Source organism: Streptomyces sp. enrichment culture, assembly GCF_964272895.1.
Taxonomy (GTDB): Bacteria; Actinomycetota; Actinomycetes; order Streptomycetales; family Streptomycetaceae; genus Streptomyces.
This window is the reverse complement of sequence record NZ_OZ186832.1, coordinates 3,128,222-3,146,592: the sequence shown is the minus strand read 5'-3', so window position 1 is coordinate 3,146,592 and position 18,371 is coordinate 3,128,222. Positions and strand designations below refer to the sequence as shown.

At 72.5% G+C, this 18,371-nt stretch carries 12 protein-coding genes; 7 read left to right on the top strand and 5 right to left on the bottom strand.

Annotated features, from left to right (window positions below):
• Window positions 1–5: 5 nt before the first annotated feature.
• Entirely contained in the window at window positions 6–524 is a 519-nt protein-coding gene (locus tag ACSU6M_RS14180; RefSeq protein WP_437070066.1) for a YwqJ-related putative deaminase, read from the bottom strand.
• Between the two features lie 308 nt (window positions 525–832).
• Between ACSU6M_RS14180 and ACSU6M_RS14175 the strand changes: the two genes are divergently transcribed.
• From ACSU6M_RS14175 to ACSU6M_RS14165, 3 genes are all read left to right on the top strand, one after another.
• Window positions 833–1,813, top strand: coding sequence for an SMI1/KNR4 family protein (locus ACSU6M_RS14175; protein WP_437070065.1), 981 nt, complete (start codon window positions 833–835; stop codon window positions 1,811–1,813).
• 7 nt (window positions 1,814–1,820) lie between these two features.
• Complete coding sequence (locus ACSU6M_RS14170; protein ID WP_437070064.1) at window positions 1,821–4,508, top strand: SUKH-4 family immunity protein; 2,688 nt, start codon at window positions 1,821–1,823, stop codon at window positions 4,506–4,508.
• A 209-nt stretch (window positions 4,509–4,717) separates the two neighbouring features.
• Complete coding sequence (locus tag ACSU6M_RS14165; RefSeq protein ID WP_437070063.1) at window positions 4,718–5,608, top strand: cellulose-binding protein; 891 nt, start codon at window positions 4,718–4,720, stop codon at window positions 5,606–5,608.
• A gap of 80 nt (window positions 5,609–5,688) precedes the next feature.
• On the opposite strand, the gene ACSU6M_RS14160 is transcribed toward ACSU6M_RS14165, so the two are convergent.
• From ACSU6M_RS14160 to ACSU6M_RS14150, 3 genes are all read right to left on the bottom strand, one after another.
• On the bottom strand, window positions 5,689–7,296 hold the full coding sequence (locus ACSU6M_RS14160; protein ID WP_437070062.1) for a cation acetate symporter: 1,608 nt from the start codon (window positions 7,294–7,296) through the stop codon (window positions 5,689–5,691).
• Entirely contained in the window at window positions 7,293–7,751 is a 459-nt protein-coding gene (locus tag ACSU6M_RS14155; protein ID WP_437070061.1) for a DUF485 domain-containing protein, read from the bottom strand. The genes ACSU6M_RS14160 and ACSU6M_RS14155 overlap by 4 nt, the downstream gene beginning before the upstream one ends.
• A 298-nt stretch (window positions 7,752–8,049) precedes the next feature.
• Window positions 8,050–9,570 carry an MFS transporter gene (locus ACSU6M_RS14150; RefSeq protein WP_437070060.1) on the bottom strand — a complete coding sequence of 507 codons (1,521 nt, stop codon included), beginning with the start codon at window positions 9,568–9,570 and terminating at the stop codon, window positions 8,050–8,052.
• A gap of 432 nt (window positions 9,571–10,002) precedes the next feature.
• On the opposite strand from ACSU6M_RS14150, the gene ACSU6M_RS14145 reads away from it, so the two are divergent.
• The 3 genes from ACSU6M_RS14145 (at window position 10,003) to mfd (ending at window position 17,143) form a co-directional block, all read left to right on the top strand.
• Window positions 10,003–10,791: an ABC transporter ATP-binding protein gene (locus ACSU6M_RS14145; protein ID WP_437070059.1), complete on the top strand. Its 789-nt coding sequence runs from the start codon at window positions 10,003–10,005 to the stop codon at window positions 10,789–10,791.
• Window positions 10,788–13,367 carry an ABC transporter permease gene (locus tag ACSU6M_RS14140; protein WP_437070058.1) on the top strand — a complete coding sequence of 860 codons (2,580 nt, stop codon included), beginning with the start codon at window positions 10,788–10,790 and terminating at the stop codon, window positions 13,365–13,367. The genes ACSU6M_RS14145 and ACSU6M_RS14140 overlap by 4 nt, the downstream gene beginning before the upstream one ends.
• Before the next feature lie 242 nt (window positions 13,368–13,609).
• Window positions 13,610–17,143, top strand: a complete 3,534-nt coding sequence (gene mfd / locus ACSU6M_RS14135; RefSeq protein ID WP_437070057.1) for a transcription-repair coupling factor — start codon at window positions 13,610–13,612, stop codon at window positions 17,141–17,143.
• Window positions 17,144–17,233: 90 nt separating this feature from the next.
• Here mfd and ACSU6M_RS14130 read toward each other — a convergent pair whose 3' ends face one another.
• A complete protein-coding gene (locus tag ACSU6M_RS14130; RefSeq protein ID WP_437070056.1) occupies window positions 17,234–17,419 on the bottom strand; it encodes an antitoxin in 186 nt (61 codons plus the stop codon).
• A 75-nt stretch (window positions 17,420–17,494) separates the two neighbouring features.
• On the opposite strand from ACSU6M_RS14130, the gene ACSU6M_RS14125 reads away from it, so the two are divergent.
• Window positions 17,495–18,307, top strand: a complete 813-nt coding sequence (locus ACSU6M_RS14125; RefSeq protein WP_437070055.1) for an HNH endonuclease family protein — start codon at window positions 17,495–17,497, stop codon at window positions 18,305–18,307.
• The last annotated feature ends 64 nt before the right edge of the window (window positions 18,308–18,371 follow it).

The window sequence follows — 18,371 nt, the reverse complement described above, 5'->3', positions numbered from 1 at the left end:
TGGGCTCAGTCGGTGGTGGGGTCGATGATGCGGACGCCGAAGTGGGCGCTGAGGGCGGTGCAGGCGCGGCAGGGGGTGGCGAAGGTGCCGTGGAGGGGGTCGCCGTCCTCGCGGATGCGGCGGGCGGTGAGTTTGGCGGCTTTGAGGGCTTTGCGGGCTTCGCCGTTGGTCATGGGTTTGCGGGCGGCGCGTTTGCTGCGGGCGGCGTCGGCGGCCATGAGGTGGCGGGAGATGAGGATGGTCTCGGCGCAGCGGCCGGTGAAGCGGTCGCGTCGGTCGCTGGGGAGGGTGTCGAGGAAGTCCTGGACGAGGGGGTGGAGTGGGGGTGGGGTGTCGCCGCGGGCGGCGGTGCCGGTGAGGGTGGCGCCGCGTACGGAGAGGGCGGCGGCGACGGTGGGGAGTATGCCGTCGCGGCGTTGGCGGAGGGTGGGGGTGGGGGTGGTGTCGGTGCTGCTCCACCCGATGCGGGGGTCGCCGTTGGTGGCTGTGTGTGGTCCCGTCTGCGTCGCGTTCATGATCGTCATCCCCTCCCGAGCATCCCCCCGAAGGAGACAGACTGCCAAATCCCGTGGCGGGTGCGGAAGCTGGGCCGGTGCGACACGCCCGGGTTTGGGCGGGCTGTCACGGTGGGGTGACTGCTGGTCACGGAAGTGGAGCGCCGGTGACCGGTGGAGGTGTACCGCATAGGCTGTCGGCACCGCGACAGTGCGGTCGATGCGTTGGTGACAGCGGTCAGCGTGTCGGAGACAAGTCGGATACGGGCCGTGGTGGGCAGGGTCGGCGTTGGGCCGGCGACTACGGGTCGTACAGAGTGCCGCAGGGGGCAACCGCCATGACGACAGGTCGGCTCGGGCAGTCAGCCGCGCCGCCGAACGCGGCCTATGCCGGGCAGGTCGTGCATTTCCCGGATCCGGTGCGTGCGGCTCGTCATCCTGCTGGGGTGCGGGTGGATGAGCGGGGTTATCCCGATTTCTCTCCGTATGCGCGTGCGGTGGCGGAGATCGCTGATCCGCCGGAGGGTTTCGGTGTCGATGAGCTGCGGCTGACGGACTATGTGTCGGCGAATGCCGCTTTGTCCGCTTCGGGTCATGAGTTGTGGGACACGGTGCCGGCGGTGGCGACTCCGCATGGCTGGACGTGGCATCACGTGGCGGGCACGCGGCGTCTGGAGCTGGTTCCGGTCGAGGTGAAGGCGTTGTTGCGGCATCACGGTGGTGTGGCGACGGCGGCGGTGGACCAGGGCAAGCGGGGTACGCGGCCGTTGCAGGAGACGCGGCCGGCGCACTTCGGGCTGCCGAAGTCGGGTGTCGCGGTGACCGAGGCGCAGGTGCAGGGTGTCGAGGAGGACCTGGGGTACCGGTTGCCGGGTGCCTACCGTGCGTTCTTGAAGGCGGCGGGCGGCTGTGCGCCGGTGGGGACGGCGCTGGACGCGGAGTTGGGGCTGCTGGTGGACCAGCCGTTCTTCACGGTGCGGGACGAGGCGGCGGTCAATGACCTGGTCTATGTGAACAAGTGTCTGCGGGACCATCTGACCAAGGACTATCTGGGTGTCGCCTTTGTGCAGGGCGGTCTGCTGGCGGTGAAGGTGAAGGGCGAGCGGGTCGGTTCGGTGTGGTTCTGCGCGTACGACGATGCGCGGGATGTGGATCCGTCGTGGTCGCCGGCCGAGCGGGTGGAGCGGCTTCTGCTGCCGTGTGGTGAGGACTTCGATGTGTTCCTGTCCCGACTGGCGGGTTCTCCGCCGGAGTTGGAGACGGTGGCGAATCTGATGGTGGACGGCGGGTTCGCGCGGGCCGTCGCGGCAGGGGAGTGAGTTCGCGATGGTGACGTTTGCGCAGGCGCAGGAGCGCGCCGAGGAGTGGATCAACGGGGATGTGCCGGCGTATCAGCATCGTGAGGTGCGGGTGCGGGAGTTCGGCCTCGGGTTCGTGGTGTGGGCGGAGGACCGTGCGGACGGGCCGCGTTCGGACGGTGGTGCCCAGCGGCTGGTGATCGCGCGGGACAGCGGTGAGGCGACGTTGTGGCCTGCGCTGCCGGTGGGTGAGGTGATCCGCCGGTACGAGGAGGAGTACGGCGGGAGTGCGGAGGCTCCGGCGGATGTGCCGCCGCCGGCTCCGGCACGGGTCGATCTGAATCAGACGTCGTTCCTGCTGACGCCGCCGGAGTGGTTGCAGGAGGCGGCGGACCGGATGGGGGTGCCGGACCGGCGGGACGCCGGGGCCGGGGCCGATGCGGATGCCGGTGGGGGTGCTGCCGGCGCCGGGGTGTCCGGTGGGAGCGGGGCGCTGCCGGAGACGCAGGCCGGGGTGCCGTTGCCGCAGACGCAGGCGGGTGTTCCGGTGGGCGGCGCGGGTGCGTCGGGGTCGGGTGCGTCGGGGCCGGGTGCGCCGGTGCCGGGCGGGTCCTTGGGCGGGCCTCCGCCGGGGGCGACGCCTTGGGCGGGTACGGACACCAATGGGGCCGACGCCGGTGAGGACCGTTCCGTGCCGCTGCCGGAGACCGTGTTCGCGCCGCCGTTGAGCGCTGCCGGTGCGGACACGCCGCCGCCGGTGGCGCCGGAGGCCAAGACGGCGCTGATGTCGGGCGGCAGCCAGCTTCCGCCGACGGCGATCGCGCCGGCGCTTGAGGTCCCGGACGCGTCGGGCGCGCCTGTGGCGGGTGCGCCGCAGGGCAGTACGCCTCCTCCGGTGCCGGGTACGCCGCCGTCGGGGGTGCCGGGGATGCCGGGTACGCCGCCGTCGGTGCCGGGTACGCCGCCGCCGGGTGCGCCGGGTGCGCCGGGTGTCCCTGGTGCGCCGGGTGGTGCCGCCGGTGCGGGTGGCGGGCAGCCGTCCGCCGGTGCGTCGGAGCGGCCGCTCGCGGCGAACGCCGGGGACATCGCCGACGCCGCGACCAGCAAGGCCACGCCGCCGCCGCGTCGGGCGCGGGGTGGGGCGACGCCGCCTCCGCCGCCGGGTGTTCCGGGTGTTCCGGGTGCGCCGCAGGGCAGTACGCCTCCTCCGGGCGCGGGTGCGCCGGGTGGGAGCGGCTATGTGCCCACGCAGCTCGTGTCGGCGCTGGGCCCCGACGGTCCGCAGCCTCCGGGTGCTCCGGGCGCTCCGGCTGCTCCCAACCCGCCGGGCGCGCCGGGCGGTACGCCTCCCGGCGGGGTGCATCACGCGGCGACGATGCTGGCCGATCCGAGCCAGGTCGGCGGTACGGGTGGCGGCGCGCCGCAGCCTCCGCGCGCTCCGGGCATGCCGGGTGCGCCGCAGCCTCCGGGTGCCCCGCAGCCCCCCGGCGCTCCGGGTGTTCCGGGTGCGCCGCAGCCGCCCGGTGCCCCCAGGCCGCCGGGCAGCACGCCGCCGGGCGGGGTGCATCACGCGGAGACGATGCTGGCCGCGCCGCCCGTGGGCGGTCCGGGTGCGCCTCCGCCTCCGCCACAGGCCCCTGGCGCGCCGGGAGTTGCGGGCGCCCCGCAGCCTCCGGGTGCCCCCGGTGTGCCGGGTACGCCCCCGCCGGCGTACGGCTTTCCGCAGCAGCCGCCCGCCGGCCTGCCCACGGTCGGTCCGGGCTACCAGGCCGTGCTGCGCTACCGCGCGCAGGACGGCTCGGAGCAGCAGCTGATCCGGCGTTCGGCGCCGGGCACCCCGCACCCGGAGTGGCAGATCTTCCACGAGCTGCGGGCGATGAACGTGCCCCCGGACCAGGTGCTGGAACTGCACACGGAGCTGGAGTCGTGCGAGCTGCCGGGTGCGTACTGCGCGCGGATGATCCGGGAGCAGTGGCCGCAGGCGCGGATCACGTCGATCGCCCCGTACGGCACGGATCACGCCAGCCGGCAGCAGGGCATGCGGCAGCTGCTGGCGCATCAGGGCGAGTTGCACCAGGTGGCGGACGGTCCGGCGCGTCCGGCGCCGGTGCGGGCGCCGCTGCCGCCGGTGCAGCCGGTGCCTCCGGTGCCGCCGGAGGCGGTGGGTCAGGAGCTGGCGGCGGCGTTCGGGCCGGGGGTGTTCCGGTTCGAGCAGGCGGCGGTGTCCCGGCAGGGTGTGCCGCCGGTGGTGGCGCACACGCTGATGGTGGCCGGTCTGCCGGTGGACATGGGGCCGTTCTTCTGGGCGCAGGCCCAGCCGGGGCGGCCGGTGCCGACGCTGGCGGAGCTGGCGGCCGAGCGCGGGGTGCAGCCTGCGGCGGACGCCGGGTCGTACCTGGTGATGGGTACGGACTTCGGCAAGGCGATCTGTGTGCAGTACGGCACGGCGAACATCGTCGCGGTGCCGGTGGAGGCGGGGCCCGGCGGGGCGCCGGTGCCGCCGCAGTTCGTGAACACCGGGCTGCCGGAGTTCGCGCGCTGTCTGGCGCTGCTGGGCCGGATGTGGCGTCTGCGCTTCGGTCTGAACCAGGAGCAGGCGGGCCGCTGGACCGTCGACTTCCAGGCGCAGCTGGCCTCGCTGGACCCGGCGGCGCTGGGTTCGCCGGAGAGCTGGTGGTCGGTGCTGCTGGAGCAGATGTGGGACGGGCTGCTGTGACGCCGGGTCACCGAGCCCCGCGTCGCTGAGTCCGCGTCAGTCGGTCGTGGGAGGGGTCGCGTTCGGTCGCTGGACGGCCGGTCGCGGCCCCTTTCCGCTGCCTGCGTAACCTGTGCGCGGAGTGTCGCGTTATGAACCTTTCCTCCCTAGCCGTCAAGATGTGCGCGACATCGTAAAGACGGCGCAGGTCGGCGGAGAGGGGTTCCAGGATGAGCAGCGCACCGGTGTCGCCGCATGGTTTCGTGGCCGTCCGGGGACGTGGCTACCGCCCTGACCAGGTGGAGAGGTTCACGGCCGCGCTGTGCCGGGACCGTGACGCGGCCTGGGAGCGGGCGGCGCGGCTGACCGTGCTGGCCAAGGAGATGGAGGCCGAGGCCGGGCGGTTGCGGGAGACCGTCGCGGGGCTCGCGCCGCAGACGTACGACTCTCTGGGGGAACGTGCGCGGACGATCTTCCGGCTCGGGCTGGAGGAGGCGGCGGCCGTCCGCGACCGGGCGCGGCGCGAGGCGCGCGAAGAGGTCGCGCGGGCCGAGGCGCACGCCCTGGTCGTGCGCCAGGAGGCCGAGGAGGAGGCGGAGGCGCTGCGCGCGGACGCGGAGGAACGCGCCCGGCAGCGGCTGCTCGCCGCGCGCGCCGAGGCGGACGAGATCCGGGTCTCCACCCGGCGTGAGGTGAAGGAGGGCCGCGCGCAGGCGCTGGCCGCCCTGCGGGAGATGCGGCACCGCACCGCCGCCGTGCTGGCCGACCAGCACCGGGAGCACACCGAGCGGTGGACGGCCGCGGAGCGTGGCTACGCGTCCCGCGCGGCCGCCCTGGACGCGCGGCACGCCCAGCTCGTCGCCCGTGCGGAGGCGGGGCTGTGCGAGGCCGAGCAGGCTTTCGCCGAGGCCGAGGAGTCGGCTCGGCGGCGGCTGGAGGAGGCCCACGCGCGTGCGGCGGAGCTTGTCGCCGAGGCGCGGGTGCGGGAGGAGCGTATCGCTCGGGAGACGGAACGGGTGCTGCGTGAGCATGGGGAGCGGTGGGACGACGTGCAGGCCCATATGGACCATGTGCGCAGCAGTCTCGCCGCGCTGACGGGTGGTCGTATGCCGGCGGAGTGAGGTTCGGCGGGTTCGGGGGTGGTGGTGCCGTCGTCGGGCTGGGGGTGGTCGTGGGTTGCTCGCGCAGTTCCCCGCGCCCCTCACCCCTTCCTGACGGCTCCCGCCAGGATCCACGCCTCCACCGCCTCGTACTGCCGCCGCTGCTGGGCCGCCTTCCCCCGGCCGGAGGCCACCGTGCCGAGCCAGCCGAGGAGGAAGCCGAGGGGAATGGTGACGAGCCCGGTCGTGGTGAACGGGAAGAAGTTGAAGTCGGCCTCGGGGAAGGCGGAGTCGGGGGAGCCGGAGACCAGGTTCGTGCCGGGGATCAGGACCAGGACGGACAGCGTGCCGCCGATGAGGGTGCACAGCAGGCCGGTTCGGGTGTAGCGGCGCCAGAAGAGGCTGTAGACGAGGGCGGGGGCCAGCGCGGACGCGCCGACGCAGAAGGAGAACGTGACCAGCGGCTGGAGGCTGCGGTGCTGGACCAGCGTGGCCAGCAGGATGGCCGGGGCGCCCACCGCGAGAGCGGACACGCGGGCGAGGGCCATCTCGTGGCGGCCGGACATCTCGCGCAGCCGGGTGGCGAAGACGTCGTGGGCGAGGGAGTTGGCGCAGGCGAGGATCATCCCGGCGACGGAGGCGAGCAGCGTCAGGAAGACCGCGGTGGTGACGGTGGTGAACAGGAAGGTCTCCGCCGTGGACAGGTCGGCGCCGAACGCGGCCCGTGAGCCCAGGAGGTAGGCGGAGTTGCCCTGCGGGTCGGCCTGGACGATCGCGGCGCGTCCGAGCAGGGCGGTCGCGCCGACGCCGACGACGGTGATGACCAGGACGAACAGGACGACGGTGGACACCGCCCAGGACATCGAGCGGCGTACCTGGCGGGCGCTGGAGGCGGTGTACATGCGCATGGTGACGTGGGGCAGGCAGGCGCCGCCGAGGACGACCGCCAACTGTCCGCTGATCATGTCGAGTTCGGGGTGGGGTCCGTGGGCGAACTCCAGGCCGGAGCTGAGGAAGGCGTCGCCCGCGCCGCTCTGTGCGGCGGCCGTGCCGAAGAGGGCCGCCGGGTCCCAGTCGAAGCGGTTCAGTACGAGTGCGGCGACCACGGCTCCGGAGCCGAGCAGCATGACCATCTTCAGGATCTGGATCAGGGCGGTGCCCTTCATGCCGCCGATCGCCGCGTAGGAGATCATCAGCGCGCCGACGCCGATGATGCAGCCGGTGCGGACGGACTCGCCGGAGAAGCCGAGGAGGAAGGCGAGGAGTTGTCCGGTGCCGGCGAGCTGCACCAGCATCAGCGGCAGCAGGGCGGCCAGCGTGACCAGGGACGCGGTGATGCGTACGGAGCGGCCGGGCATACGGCGGGCGAAGGCGTCGCCCATGGTGAAGCGGCCCGCGTTGCGCAGGGGTTCGGCCAGCAGGAACATCAGCAGCATCAGCGACAGGGCGGTGCTCAGGGCGAGGACGATGCCGTCGTAGCCGTAGAGGGCGATGACGCCACCGGTGCCGAGGACGGTCGCGGCGGAGATGTAGTCACCGGCGATCGCGAGGCCGTTGCGCATGGGGGACAGGGAGGTGTAGCCGGTGTAGAACTCGTCGAGGTCGTCGCGGTCGGGGCCGGTCATCACGCACAGCAGCAGGGTGACGGTGGCGACGGCGGTGAAGGCGAGCAGGGACAGGGTCTGGGCGTCGTCGCTGAAGCCGCTCATCGGCCGGCCCCCCGTCGGGCGTCGAGGCGGGCCTGGGCGCGGATGCGGTCGGCGATGGGGTCGACGTAGCGGCGGGCGGTGTACTCGTACAGGGTGATCGCCAGCCAGGTGACGGGGAGTTGGACGAGGGCGAGGAGCAGTCCGACGGGCAGGCCGCCGGCGCCGGGGCGGGTCATGAAGCCGGGGGCGAAGGCGGACAGGATCAGGAAGAGGACGAAGTAGCCGAGGGCGGTGAGGGTGGCGGTGCGGCGCTGCCAGCGGTAGGCGCTGCGCAGGATCCGCAGGTCGCTGTGGTGGCCGAGCGGGGCGTGCACGGGGGTGGGCGGCGGGGCCGGGGGGCCGGCGGGCGCGGCGGGCTGCCAGGGGTAGGTGGGGTAGGTGGCGGAGGCGGGTGGTTTGGGGCCGGCGGGGGGTGGGGCGGGGCGGGGGTGGGGGGCGAACGGGTCGTGGGACATCCCGGTGCTCCTTGCGCGGCTCGGGTCCGGGGCGGCGGACCGCAGGGAGAGGGGTGGCGGGCCACGCACGTTACTCGCCGGGAACTTGATCCGTGCGGTTTTCGACAAACCGAGTGGTCGGTAACCGGTTGCCTTGCTGACCTGCGGTGTTACCCGCGTTAACTCCGACTTTTCGGGGTGCCGCTCGGGCTTCGGGGCGGCGTCCGGCCCGGTGTATCCGCGCTTCGAGGTCACCGCCCGGCCCGGTGGATCCGCGCTTCGACCTCACCGCCCGGCCCGGTGGATCCGCGCTCCGCGGTCACCGCCCGGCCGGAGCCGCCTCGTCCGCGCCCAGCACCGCGAACCTCCGCGGTGCCACGCACAGCAGCACCAGGAACGCCAGTGCCGCCGCGCCGGCCGCGCCGAAGTAGACGGCGTGCACGGCGTCGGCGACGGCCCGGCGGGTGCCCTCGGGGACGGTGCCGCCGTCCAGGGCGCGGGTGAGGGAGTCGAGGTCGCCGGCGCCGCCGAGGCGGGTGGCGAGGACACCGTTGGCGACGGCACCGAAGACGGCGGCGCCCGCGGTCTGTCCGGTCTGCCGGCAGAACAGCACCGAGGCGGTGGTGGTGCCGCGCTCCGACCAGCCGACCGTGGACTGCACGCCGACGATGAGCGGCAGCTGGAAGAAGCCGAGCGCGGCGCCGAGCAGCAGCATCAGCAGGGTCGGCTGCCAGGCATGGCCGGGGTAGGGCAGGAAGGGGAAGGCGCACAGGAGCAGCGCGGCCGTGCCGATGCCGCACAGCGCGGTGTCGCGGAAGCCGATGCGCCGGTACAGGTGCTGGCTGTGCGCGGCGGCGACCGGCCAGCTCAGCGTCCACACGCACAGCACGAACCCGGCGGCGACCGGTCCGAGGCCGAGCACGGCCTGGGCGTACGTCGGCAGGAACACCGTGGGCGCCACCATCAGCACGCCCAGCGCGCCGAGGGCGAGGTTCACCGCGGCGATGGTGCGCCGCCGCCACACCCAGCCGGGGATGATCGGTTCGGCGGCCCGGCGCTCCACGGCCACCGTCACCGCGACCAGCGCGAGCCCGAGGCCGAACAGGCCGAGCGAGGGCGCCGACAGCCACGGCCAGGCCACCCCGCCCTGCACCAGCGCGGTCAGCAGCACTCCGCCGCAGGCGAACACGGCGAGCGCGCCGGCCCAGTCCACGCGCGCGCGTGCCGCCCTCGTGCGCTGCGGCTCGTGCAGATGACGGACGATCAGCCACAGGGCGAGGCCGCCGACGGGCAGGTTGACCAGGAAGATCCAGCGCCAGTCGGCGTACCCGGCGAGCACCCCGCCGACCGCGGGTCCGGCCACCGCCGACAGCGCCCACACGGTGGACAGCTTGGATTGGATCTTCGGGCGTTCCTCCAGCGGGTAGAGGTCGGCGGCGAGCGTCTGCACGGTGCCCTGGAGCGCCCCGCCGCCCAGGCCCTGCACGATGCGGAAGGCGATGAGCGCGCCCATGTTCCAGGCCAGCGCGCACAGCAGCGAGCCGAGCAGGAACAGCGCGGCGCCGGCGACGAGGACGGGTTTGCGGCCGAAGGTGTCGGAGAGCTTGCCGTACACCGGCAGGCTGACGGTCACGGCGAGCAGATAGCCGGAGAACAGCCAGGAGAAGACGGAGAAGCCACCGAGGTCGCCGACGATCTGCGGGACGGCCGTGGAGACGATCGTGGAGTCCAGGGCGGCCAGCGCCATCGCCAGCATCAGCGCGGCGACGACGGCTCCTCGCCGCTGCGGCGCGGCCTGCTGTGCCGTGGTGTCCTGCGGCGCGGGTCTGATGCTGCCCACGTGTGTGTCCTCCCGGTTCCCGAGCGTTCGTTGGCCCTTGCACCCATCTGCTGCCGGACAGCTTCCCACTTGAGCCTCACGCGGCGGGAGGGTGCAGCCTGGGTGGGCCGCAGGGCGGAGGCGACCCCGAGCCGGGGTCCACCTGCCGGTGGACTCCCCTAGGGGTACCTCCGTACTTCGTCTCGGGGAGGGTTCGTACCGCCGGAGGACGAGGCGGACCGGGCCCCGTCCCTAGCCTGGCTCTACGCCGACGGGGGCGGTTCACCGCACCTCGGGGGGTGGGGTTTTCCCCCGCAGAAGAGGGGGTCCGGCCCCAGGGCGCCGGACCCCTCTCGGGGGCCAGACTCGACGGCGTACCGCTTCACCGGCATCCCGGACCGCTCGACGCGGGGCACCGGACGATCTACCGCTCACCGACTGAGGAGACATACCGTGACATCGGCTGTGACCATTCCCGGGCACCAGAGCGCTGGAGGGCGTACGGCCGTTGCCGCGCGGGCGCGGCAGGTCGTCAAGGCGTACGGGTCCGGGGAGACCCGTGTCGTCGCGCTCGACCATGTCGACGTGGACATCGCCCGCGGCCAGTTCACCGCGATCATGGGCCCCTCGGGGTCCGGCAAGTCCACCCTGATGCACTGCCTGGCCGGCCTCGACACCGTGACGAGCGGTCAGATCTACCTGGACGACACCGAGATCACCGGCCTGAAGGACAAGAAGCTCACCCAGCTGCGCCGGGACCGGATCGGGTTCATCTTCCAGGCGTTCAACCTGCTGCCCACCCTGAACGCGCTGGAGAACATCACGCTGCCCATGGACATCGCTGGCCGCAAACCGGACCGGGCCTGGCTGGAGCGGGTGGTGGAGACCGTCGGGCTCGCCGGGCGGCTCAAGCACCGTCCCACGCAGCTGTCCGGCGGCCAGCAGCAGCGCGTCGCCGTGGCCCGCGCGCTCGCCGCCCGGCCCGAGATCATCTTCGGTGACGAGCCGACCGGAAACCTCGACTCGCGCGCCGGCGCCGAGGTCCTCGGCTTCCTGCGCCGCTCGGTCGACGAGCTCGGCCAGACCATCGTCATGGTCACCCACGACCCCGTCGCCGCCTCCTACGCCGACCGCGTGCTCTACCTCGCCGACGGGCGGATCGTCGACGAGATGCACCACCCGACGGCCGACCAGGTGCTGGACCGCATGAAGGACTTCGACGCCCGGGGGCGCACGTCATGACCGTGCTCAGGACCTCGATGCGCAACTTCTTCGCGCACAAGGGCCGCATGGCGCTCTCGGCGGTGGCGGTGCTGCTGTCGGTGGCGTTCGTGTGCGGCACCCTGGTGTTCACCGACACCATGAACACCACGTTCGACAAGCTGTTCCAGGCCACCTCCTCCGACGTCACCGTCACCCCCAAGGAGGCGTCGAGCACCGGTGAGACCACCTCCGACACCGGCAAGCCGCCGGTGCTGCCGGCCTCCGTCGTGGACGAGGTGCGCTCCGTCGACGGCGTGAAGTCGGCCGAGGGCAGCGTCTTCTCCACCTCGGTGACCGTCATCGACGCCGACAAGGACGACCTCGGCCCCACCGGCGGCGGCCCGACGATCGTCGGCAACTGGAACGCCAACGAGGCGCGCACCATGAAGATCGACTCCGGTGCCGCGCCCCGTGGCCCCGACCAGGTCATGGTCGACGCCGACACCGCCGACAAGCACGACCTGAAGATCGGCGACGAGCTCGGCGTCATCACCGCCGTCGGCACCCACCGGGCGAAGATCTCCGGCATCGTCGAGTTCACCGTCACCAACCCCGGCGCCGCGCTGTTCTACCTCGACACCCGCACCGCCCAGCAGGCGCTGGTCGGCGAGAGCGGCGTCTACACCGGCGTCAACGTCACCGCCGCCTCCGGTGTCACCGACGCGCAGCTCAAGCGGAACGTCGGCGCGGCCCTCGACGGCGGCTACCAGGTGCAGACCGCCAAGGAGGTCGCCGACGAGAACGCCGAGGACATCGGCGAGTTCATGAACGTCATCAAGTACGCCATGCTCGGCTTCGCCGGGATCGCGTTCCTGGTCGGCGTCTTCCTGATCATCAACACCTTCTCCATGCTGGTCGCCCAGCGCACCCGTGAGATCGGCCTGATGCGGGCCATCGGCTCCAGCCGCAAGCAGGTCAACCGGTCCGTGCTCGTCGAGGCGCTGCTGCTCGGCGTCGTCGGCTCGGTGCTCGGCGCCGCGGCGGGCGTGGGGCTCGCCATCGGGCTGATGAAGCTCATGGGCCAGATGGGCATGAAGCTGTCCACCGACGACCTGACGATCGCCTGGACCACCCCGGCGCTCGGCCTGTTCCTCGGCGTCGTCGTCACCGTCCTGGCCGCCTATCTGCCCGCCCGCCGGGCCGGGAAGATCTCCCCCATGGCCGCCCTGCGCGACGCCGGCACCCCCGCCGACGCCAAGGCGGGTGCCGTACGGGCCCTGCTGGGCCTGCTGCTGACCGGGGGCGGCGGCTACGCCCTGTACCTCGCGGGCACCGCCGATGCGGCCAAGGACGGCTCGCTGTGGCTGGGCGCGGGCGTGGTGGGGACCCTGATCGGGTTCGTGGTGATCGGCCCGCTGCTGGCCGGCGGTGTCGTACGGGTCCTCAGCGCCGTGCTGCTGCGGATGTTCGGGCCGGTCGGGCGGATGGCCGAGCGCAACGCGCTGCGCAACCCGCGCCGCACCGGCGCCACGGGCGCCGCGCTGATGATCGGGCTCGCGCTGGTGGCGTGTCTGTCGGTGGTGGGCTCCTCGATGGTGGCCTCGGCGACCGAGGAGCTCGACAAGAGCGTCGGCACCGACTTCATCGTCCAGAACGACAAGGGCGACCCGATCACCCCGCACGCGGTCCAGGCGGTCAAGGACACGCCGGGACTGCAGCGCGTCACCGAGTACAAGTGGTTCGAGGCCGACCTGCGCACACCCGACGGCAGGACGGTCAAGGACACCGCGCTCACGGCCGCCGACCCGACGTACGTCAAGGACGTGCGCCAGGAGACCGTCCAGGGCGAGCTCGCCGACGCCTACCGGCCCGACTCGATGTCCGTCCACGAGGAGTTCGCCGAGGAGCACGGCATCCGCCTCGGCTCCCAGATCGCCGTCACGATGCCCGGCGGCCGCACCGCCGAGCTCACGGTCCGCGCGATCACCAGCAGCGAGGCCGTCATCGACCAGGGCGCGATGTACCTGTCCGTCGCCACGCTGGCCAGGTATGTGCCGGCCAAGGACATGCCGCTGGACAAGCTGGTCTTCGCCACGGCGAAGGACGGCCAGGAGGCGGCCGCCTACCAGGCGCTGAAGACCACCATGCAGGACTTCCCGCAGTACAAGGTCCGCGACCAGACCGACTACAAGGAAGCCCTGAAGGACCAGGTCGGCCAGCTGCTGAACATGATCTACGGCCTGCTGGCGCTGGCGATCGTCGTCGCCGTCCTCGGTGTGGTCAACACCCTCGCCCTGTCCGTGGTCGAGCGGACCCGGGAGATCGGCCTGATGCGGGCCATCGGACTGTCGCGGCGCCAGCTGCGCCGCATGATCCGCATGGAGTCGGTGGTCATCGCCCTCTTCGGCGCCCTGCTCGGCCTCGGGCTGGGGATGGGCTGGGGCGCGACCGCGCAGCAGCTGCTCGCCCTGGAGGGCCTGAAGGTCCTGGAGATCCCGTGGCCGACGATCACCGGGGTGTTCGTCGGATCGGCCTTCGTGGGCCTGTTCGCGGCGCTGATCCCGGCCTTCCGGGCGGGACGGATGAACGTCCTGAACGCCATCGCCACCGACTAGCGGGCGACCGGGCACCGCACACGGGGGTTGCGGGGAACGGCCCGGCCCCGGAGTCCGAACGACTCCGGGGCCGGGCCCTCGCGCGTCCCCGGGGGCGGCCCGTCCGATTCCGCCGGGTGATCGTCCGTGCGTGGACGTACTCTGGGAAACCCCGGCCCGCACCGCGTGTCGGGCCCTTCGCGTTGCCCACCCGGATGCTTCGCGTCGCCCCCTGGACCACCCCTGGACGGAAAGCCCCCTCCATGAGCCTGCACGGTCTGCTCGACGCCGTCGTCAAGGACACCGCCCTCGCGGAAGCGATCACGGCGGCCGCGGACGGCAACCGCATGCACGTCGACCTCGTCGGCCCCCCGGCCACCCGCCCCTTCGCGGTGGCGGCCCTGGCCCGCGACAGCGGCCGTACGGTCCTCGCGGTCACCGCGACCGGACGGGAGGCCGAGGACCTCGCCGCGGCCCTGCGCTCCCTGCTGCCGCCCGACACCGTCGTGGAGTACCCCTCCTGGGAGACCCTGCCGCACGAGCGGCTCAGCCCCCGCAGCGACACCGTCGGCCGCCGCCTGGCCGTCCTGCGCCGCCTCGCCCACCCCCGCCCCGACGACCCCGAGACCGGCCCCGTCTCCGTCGTCGTCGCCCCCGTACGGTCCGTGCTCCAGCCGCAGGTCAAGGGCCTGGGCGACCTGGAGCCGGTGTCCTTGCGCACCGGGCAGAGCGCCGACCTGAACGAGGTCGTCGAGGCCCTTGCGGCCGCCGCCTACGCGCGTGTGGAGCTGGTCGAGAAGCGCGGCGAGTTCGCCGTACGCGGCGGCATCCTCGATGTGTTCCCGCCCACCGAGGAACACCCCCTGCGCATCGAGTTCTGGGGCGACGACGTCGAGGAGATCCGCTACTTCAAGGTTGCCGACCAGCGCTCCCTGGAGGTCGCCGAGCACGGCCTGTGGGCGCCGCCCTGCCGTGAGCTGCTGCTGACCGACGACGTGCGCGCCCGCGCGCGTGCCCTCGCCGAACAGCATCCCGAGCTGGGCGAACTGCTCGGCAAGATCGCCGAGGGCATCGCGGTGGAGGGCATGGAGTCCCTCGCGCCGGTCCTCGTCGACGACATGGAGCTGCTGCTGGACGTCCTGCCCAAGGGCGCCATGGCCGTCGTGTGCGATCCCGAGCGGGTGCGCACACGTGCCGCGGACCTCGTCGCCACCTCCCAGGAGTTCCTGCAGGCGTCCTGGGCGGCCACCGCGGGGGGAGGGGAGGCGCCGATCGACGTCGGCGCGGCCTCCCTGTGGTCCATCGCGGACGTCCGGGACCGCGCGCGCGAGCTGGAGATGATGTGGTGGTCGGTGTCGCCGTTCGCCGCGGATCTCGAACTGGAGGCCGACACCCTCAAGGTCGGCATGCACGCCCCCGAGACCTACCGCGGCGACACCGCCAAGGCGCTCGCCGACACCAAGGGCTGGCTCGCCGACGGCTGGCGGACCGTCTTCGTCACCGAGGGCCACGGCCCGGCCGCCCGCACCGTCGAGGTGCTCGGCGGCGAGGGCGTCGCCGCCCGGCTGGAGGCGGACCTGGGGGAGATCTCCCCGAACGTCGTGCACGTGGCCTGCGGATCGATCGACCACGGGTTCGTCCACCCCGAGCTGAAGATCGCCGTCCTCACCGAGACCGACCTGTCCGGGCAGAGGGCCGCCGGCCGCGACGGCGCCCGCATGCCCGCGCGGCGCCGCAAGACCATCGACCCGCTCACCCTGGAGCAGGGCGACTACATCGTCCACGAGCAGCACGGCGTCGGCCGCTACATCGAGATGGTCCAGCGCACCGTCCAGGGCGCCACCCGCGAGTACCTGGTCGTCGAGTACGCCCCCGCCAAGCGCGGCCAGCCCGGCGACCGCCTCTACATCCCCACCGACCAGCTGGAGCAGATCACCAAGTACGTCGGCGGCGAGGCACCCACCCTGCACCGGCTCGGCGGCGCCGACTGGACCAAGACCAAGGCGCGCGCCAAGAAGGCCGTCAAGGAGATCGCGGCCGACCTGATCAAGCTGTACAGCGCGCGCATGGCCGCCCCCGGCCACGCCTTCGGCGCGGACACCCCCTGGCAGCGCGAGCTGGAGGACGCCTTCCCCTACGCCGAGACGCCCGACCAGCTCACCACCATCGCCGAGGTCAAGGAGGACATGGAGAAGTCGGTCCCCATGGACCGCCTGATCTGCGGCGACGTCGGCTACGGCAAGACCGAGATCGCGGTGCGGGCCGCCTTCAAGGCCGTCCAGGACGGCAAGCAGGTCGCGGTCCTCGTCCCGACGACCCTGCTGGTGCAGCAGCACTTCGGCACCTTCAGCGAGCGGTACGCGCAGTTCCCGGTGACCGTGAAGGCCCTGTCCCGCTTCCAGACGGACACCGAGGCCAAGGCGGTCCTGGAGGGGCTGAAGGAGGGCTCGGTGGACGTCGTCATCGGCACCCACCGGCTGTTCTCCTCCGAGACCAAGTTCAAGGACCTCGGCCTGGTCATCGTCGACGAGGAGCAGCGCTTCGGCGTCGAGCACAAGGAGCAGCTGAAGAAGCTGCGGGCGAACGTGGACGTGCTGACCATGTCCGCCACGCCGATCCCGCGCACCCTGGAGATGGCGGTCACCGGCATCCGCGAGATGTCGACGATCACCACCCCGCCGGAGGAGCGCCACCCGGTGCTGACCTTCGTCGGGCCGTACGAGGAGAAGCAGATCGGCGCCGCGATCCGCCGCGAACTGCTGCGCGAGGGCCAGGTCTTCTACATCCACAACCGGGTGGAATCCATCGACCGCGCGGCGGCGCGGCTGCGTGAGATCGTCCCCGAGGCGCGGATCGCCACCGCGCACGGGCAGATGTCGGAGGCGGCGCTGGAGCAGGTCGTCGTCGACTTCTGGGAGAAGAAGTTCGACGTGCTCGTCTCCACGACGATCGTCGAGTCCGGCATCGACATCTCCAACGCGAACACCCTCATCGTGGAGCGCGGCGACACCTTCGGCCTCTCCCAGCTGCACCAGCTGCGCGGCCGCGTCGGCCGGGGCCGCGAGCGCGGGTACGCGTACTTCCTGTACCCGCCGGAGAAGCCGCTGACGGAGACCGCGCACGAGCGGCTGGCGACCATCGCCCAGCACACCGAGATGGGCGCGGGCATGTACGTCGCGATGAAGGACCTGGAGATCCGAGGCGCCGGAAACCTGCTCGGCGGCGAGCAGTCCGGCCACATCGCGGGCGTCGGCTTCGACCTGTACGTACGGATGGTCGGCGAGGCCGTCGCGGACTACCGGCGGCAGCTGGAGACCGGGGAGATCGAGGAGGAGCCGCCGCTGGAGGTCAAGATCGAGCTGCCGGTCGACGCGCACGTCCCCCACGACTACGCGCCCGGCGAGCGGCTGCGCCTCCAGGCATACCGGGCCATCGCCTCCGCCAACTCCGAGGAGGACATCAAGGCCGTCCGCGAGGAACTCCTCGACCGCTACGGCAAGTTGCCCGAGCCGGTGGAGAACCTGCTGCTGGTGGCGGGCCTGCGGATGCTCGCGCGGGCGTGCGGCGTCGGGGAGATCGTCCTCCAGGGCACCAACATCCGCTTCGCCCCGGTGGAGTTGCGCGAGTCGCAGGAGCTGCGGCTCAAGCGGCTGTACCCGGGGTCCGTCATCAAGCCGGCGGTGCATCAGGTGCTGGTGCCGCGGCCCAAGACGGCGAAGGTCGGGGGGAAGCCGTTGGTCGGGCGGGACCTGCTGGGGTGGGTCGGGGAGTTCCTGGCTTCGGTGTTGGGGTCGTAGGGCCTCTGCCGGGCGTCCGGTCCTGGAGAAGACCGTCCGCGGCACTGAGCCGCGGACGGTCTGTCATCTCAGACGGTTCGCTCTCCGGTTCTACTGCTGGCCGGGCGGGTTGTCCTGGTCCATGCCCAGCCTGCGCTCTGCCTGCCGCTGGGCCTGGTCGACCTGGCTCTCGTACTTGTTGCCCGTCTTCTCGTTGATCTTCTGTTCCGCCGCGTCCGACATTTTCTTGCCCTTTTCGCCGGACGCGTGGCTCTTGAACCTGTCGAAGATGCCCATCCAGAGCTCCTTCCGGAGGTGACTCAGTACCGACGATACGCCCGTGTTGCGAGGTATGTGCAACTTTGGACGGCTATGGTCTGGACCTCTGCGCGGATACCGTGGGCGTCGGCGACAACGAAGGGGAGGGCAGGAAGCGTGCGCTTCTTCCGCGCGGCGACCGTACTGTCAGCCGCCGTGCTGCTGGTCTCGGGATGCGACGGGCTCGGCGGGAGCGACTCCGCCACGGGATCCGGGCCGGCCGCCTCGGACGGACGGGCCGTCAGCCCGCTCAGGAATCCGGACGGTACGGGACCGGGGCTCGGTCCCGTGAACGGCGAGAGGGACCGGGCCGCGGCCCGCGAGCTCATCGAGGGACTGCCGACCAAGGGGCGGGGCCCGCGCACGGGATACGACCGGGACGCGTTCGGATACGCCTGGATGGACACGGCCGACGGCGTGCCGCTCGCCAGGAACGGCTGCGACACCCGCAACGACCTTCTGCGCCGCGACGGCCGGAACCTGCGCTTGCGGGCCGGGTCCGACTGTGTGGTCGTCGCCATGACGCTGCACGACCCGTACACCGCGACGGTCATCGAGTGGCGCAAACAGCGGGCCGCGCAGGTGCAGATAGACCACGTGGTGCCGCTGTCGTACAGCTGGCAGATGGGTTCCTCGCGCTGGCCGGAGAGCAAGCGCGAGCGGTTCGCCAACGACGTGCTCAATCTGCTGCCGGTCGAGGGGCGGGCCAACTCGGCCAAGCGCGACTCCGGCCCGGCGTCCTGGCTGCCGCCCGCCAAGGGCATCAGATGCGCCTACGCGGTGCGGTTCGCCCAGGTCGCCGTCAAGTACGGGCTGCCGGTCACGGCACCCGACAAGGAGATGATGCTGAAGCAGTGCGGAGGCTGACGGTCCGGCAGGGCGGGCGGCCGGCGCGCGGCCGGTGCGCGGCCGACGACCTGCCGGTGGGCTG

Coding starts and splice junctions, on each gene's coding strand:
- ACSU6M_RS14130 (WP_437070056.1), bottom strand. CDS start 17,419: ATGGGCATCTTCGACAGGTTCAAGAGCCACGCGTCCGGCGAAAAGGGC.
- ACSU6M_RS14180 (WP_437070066.1), bottom strand. CDS start 524: ATGACGATCATGAACGCGACGCAGACGGGACCACACACAGCCACCAAC.
- ACSU6M_RS14140 (WP_437070058.1), top strand. CDS start 10,788: ATGACCGTGCTCAGGACCTCGATGCGCAACTTCTTCGCGCACAAGGGC.
- ACSU6M_RS14170 (WP_437070064.1), top strand. CDS start 1,821: ATGGTGACGTTTGCGCAGGCGCAGGAGCGCGCCGAGGAGTGGATCAAC.
- ACSU6M_RS14125 (WP_437070055.1), top strand. CDS start 17,495: ATGGTCTGGACCTCTGCGCGGATACCGTGGGCGTCGGCGACAACGAAG.
- ACSU6M_RS14165 (WP_437070063.1), top strand. CDS start 4,718: ATGAGCAGCGCACCGGTGTCGCCGCATGGTTTCGTGGCCGTCCGGGGA.
- mfd (WP_437070057.1), top strand. CDS start 13,610: ATGAGCCTGCACGGTCTGCTCGACGCCGTCGTCAAGGACACCGCCCTC.
- ACSU6M_RS14155 (WP_437070061.1), bottom strand. CDS start 7,751: ATGTCCCACGACCCGTTCGCCCCCCACCCCCGCCCCGCCCCACCCCCC.
- ACSU6M_RS14175 (WP_437070065.1), top strand. CDS start 833: ATGACGACAGGTCGGCTCGGGCAGTCAGCCGCGCCGCCGAACGCGGCC.
- ACSU6M_RS14160 (WP_437070062.1), bottom strand. CDS start 7,296: ATGAGCGGCTTCAGCGACGACGCCCAGACCCTGTCCCTGCTCGCCTTC.